This is a genomic window from Clostridium psychrophilum, from assembly GCF_018861705.1.
Taxonomy (GTDB): domain Bacteria; phylum Bacillota; class Clostridia; order Clostridiales; family Clostridiaceae; genus Clostridium_AD; species Clostridium_AD psychrophilum.
Genome location: NZ_JAHLEC010000189.1, coordinates 1 through 3,502, shown reverse-complemented (window position 1 = coordinate 3,502; position 3,502 = coordinate 1). Strand labels below are relative to the sequence as shown.

General features: G+C 30.6%; 2 protein-coding genes. Both read left to right on the top strand.

The features are described from left to right. Nucleotides 1-116: 116 nt before the first annotated feature. On the top strand, nucleotides 117-2,495 hold the full coding sequence (pheT, locus tag KPL38_RS18665; protein WP_216290638.1) for a phenylalanine--tRNA ligase subunit beta: 2,379 nt from the start codon (nucleotides 117-119) through the stop codon (nucleotides 2,493-2,495). Between the two features lie 180 nt (nucleotides 2,496-2,675). Next, nucleotides 2,676-3,275 carry a cell division protein ZapA gene (locus KPL38_RS18660; RefSeq protein WP_216290637.1) on the top strand — a complete coding sequence of 200 codons (600 nt, stop codon included), beginning with the start codon at nucleotides 2,676-2,678 and terminating at the stop codon, nucleotides 3,273-3,275. The last annotated feature ends 227 nt before the right edge of the window (nucleotides 3,276-3,502 follow it).

The window sequence follows — 3,502 nt, the reverse complement described above, 5'->3', positions numbered from 1 at the left end:
TAGAAATGAATAAAAATAAACATTAACATTAATAAAGATAAGTAAGAAATCATTCGTATTATTTAAAGAAGGTTTCTTATCAAACTTATAATTAGATTATACAAGGAGGATGTATTATGAAAGTTCCAGTTAAATGGCTTAAAGATTATGTAGATATAAACATTCCACCAAAGGAACTAGGCGATAGGTTAACTATGTCAGGTTCAAAGGTAGAAGAGGTAATAATATCAGGTGCTGAAATTAACAATGTTGTTACAGGAAAAATAATAGAAATTGTTAAACATCCAGATGCTGATAAATTAGTTGTATGTCAGGTAGATATAGGACTAAGTGTACCAACACAGATTGTTACGGCAGCAACTAATATGAAAGAGGGAGATATTGTACCAGTAGCACTTCATGGATCAAGTTTGCATGGGGGATTAAAGATTAAAAAAGGTAAACTTCGTGGCATATTATCAAATGGTATGTTTTGTTCTGAGGAAGAACTAGGAATTGCAGGAGATAAACCAGTTTATGGATTAATGATACTTCCAAGTGACACAATCATTGGTCAAGATATAAAAGAAACTCTAAAGCTACAAAGCGTTTTAATTGATTTTGAGATAACTTCAAACAGAGCAGATTGTCTTAGCATTTTGGGAATTGCAAGAGAAACTGCAGCAACTTTAGATACTGAGTATAGAAAACCAGCACTAGATTATAAAGCTACAGTTGATGATAATGTTGAAGATATTTACAACGTCGAAATTAATGATCCACTTTGTAAAAGATATATGTTAAAAGGTATAAAAAATGTGAAAATAGCGCCTTCACCACAATGGATGCAGGAGAGACTTTTAGAGGCGGAGATTAGACCTATTAATAACATCGTGGATATTACAAATTTTGTTATGATTGAGCTTGGTCAACCTATGCATGCATTTGATGCTAGACAAATTACTACTAATAAAATAGTAGTTGAAAGAGCAAAAAAATTAGAAAAATTCACTACATTAGATGAAATGGAGAGAGAGTTAGACGACAGTATCTTATGTATAAAAGATGGAGATAGAACTATAGGGCTTGCAGGTATAATGGGAGGCCTCAATTCTGAAATAAAGGAAGATAGCACAAACATAATATTTGAAGGTGCAAACTTTGATGGAGTTAATATAAGACTTGCCACTAAAAAATTATCATTAAGGACTGATGCAGCTTCAAAGTTTGAAAAAGATCTAGACCCTAATCTGGCTCAAATGGCAATAGATAGAGCTTGTCATTTAGTACAAGAATTAGGTGCAGGGGACATAATGAAAGGGTGCGTAGATGTATATCCAATAAAACTTGAATCTCATAGTTTAGAAGTGAATGCAACATGGATTAACAAGTTTTTAGGAACTGATATATCTAGAAGGGACATGAAAACGTACCTTGATAGAATTGAACTTGCTACAGAGATAATAGGTGATTTTTTAATTATACAGGTACCTACATTCAGATCGGATATTAATATTAGAGAAGATGTTGCTGAGGAAGTAGCTAGAATGTATGGGTATGATAATATACCATCAACTATTCCAACTTGTGAAACACTTCGGAGTGGAAAAAGCGAAAAACAAATATTAGAAGACAAAGTAATTTTATCTTTAATTGGAAGCTCACTTAATCAATCTATAAGTTATTCATTTGTGAGTCCTAAAATCTTCAATAAGATACTAGTTCCAGAAGGCAGTGAATTAAGAAAGGTAGTTACTATAAAAAATCCTTTAGGTGAAGATTATAGTATAATGAGAACAACAACTATAGCATCTATGATGGATAGTCTATCAAGAAATTATTCGAGAAATAATGAAGAGGTTAGGCTATTTGAAATAGGTAAGGTTTATATACCTAATGAAGATGTGCAGAAGCTTCCAGAGGAGAGAAACATATTAACTATAGGAATGTATGGAAATGTTGATTATTTGGACTTGAAAGGTGTAGTGGAAAACGTACTAACCGTTTTAGGAACAAAAAATGTAGCCTTTAAAAGAGAAAGCGAGAATCCAACTTATCATCCTGGAAAAACTTCAAATTTATATGTAAAGAGAGAATTTACAGGTGTAGTCGGAGAAATACATCCTAATGTATCGGAGAACTATGGGGTTGAGCCAAGATGTTTTATAGCAGAACTAAATTTAGATATATTATATAAACATGCTGATTTAAATAAAAAGTATAAAGCATTACCAAAATTTCCAGCTGTAACAAGAGATATCGCATTAATAGTTGATGAATCTGTTTTGGTTCAGGATATTGAGGATGTCATTGTATCTAAGGGCGGAAATATCTTAGAGAGTACTAAGTTATTTGATGTGTATAAGGGTAAACAAATAGCTGAAGGAAAGAAAAGTATAGCCTATGCTATAGTATATAGAAGAGCTGATAAGACACTAACAGATGAGGAAGTAAATAAAGTGCACGACAGGATTTTAAGAACTTTAGAACATAAATTAGGTGCACAACTTAGATAATATTGATAAATTTAAACTCCCTTATCAATAAGGGAGTTTAAAAAAAGATTGTCATCTTAAAGAATGATAAATAACACATTAATTGTTTCAATTGATGTGTTAATTTCAAAATTTTGGTTTTAATGTAGCTTATATTGTGATACAATAGGTTTAACTAATCTGTCTAAGAGGGTGTTTTAGATGAACGTTGTAACAATAAAAATAAATGGCATTGAATATAACCTAAAAGGTGACGAAAGAGAAGAATATTTACACATGGTAGGTAGTTATGTCGATAAAAAAATAAAGAATATAATGGATAATAATGAAAAACTTAGCACCTCTGCAGCAGCAATTTTAACTGCTATAAATTTAGGTGATGATATGTTTAAAAGCACGTCTCTTTGTAAAGAACTTAAAGGCAAAGGCGAATCTTTAGAAAAACATGATAAGGATTTGATAGAGCAATTAGAGAGCTTAAAAAAACAGTTAAGTCACTTGGAAGATTATAATCAAGAATTGACTATTAAGTGTAAAAATGTAGAAAAAACTAAATATGTAAAAACCTTAGAGCAAGAAAATATAGATATGCAACAACAATTAGAAGCACTTCAGGAGACTAGTAAAACTTGTAGTGAAGAAAACAGAAAAGTAAAAATTCAAAATAAAGAGATGAAATTTAAGCTTCAATCTTATAAGTATAAAATAATTGATTCACAAAACAAGTTGATAGAATATCAGATTAGTTTGGCTAAACAGAAGAAAATAAACAATCCTCTTTTAATTTCACATAAAAAATAAGTATTATTTAAGGGTATGTTTAAGGTGTCGCCGGAAGGCGATTTTTTTATTATATAGGAAACAGCTTGCGGAAACCGCTGTGGATAACATTTTAGATAACATTTTAGATGAAAATCAGGTGGAAAATTCAAGAGAAATATGAGATGATTAAATCATGAGAAAAAATAAGATTACTATAAAACAAATATTTGAAGATAATTATCCAAAGTTTTGGAAATTGAATAAAG

Excerpts from the sequence above, each read along its gene's own strand:
- pheT (WP_216290638.1), top strand. The coding sequence starts at position 117 with ATGAAAGTTCCAGTTAAATGGCTTAAAGATTATGTAGATATAAACATT.
- KPL38_RS18660 (WP_216290637.1), top strand. The coding sequence starts at position 2,676 with ATGAACGTTGTAACAATAAAAATAAATGGCATTGAATATAACCTAAAA.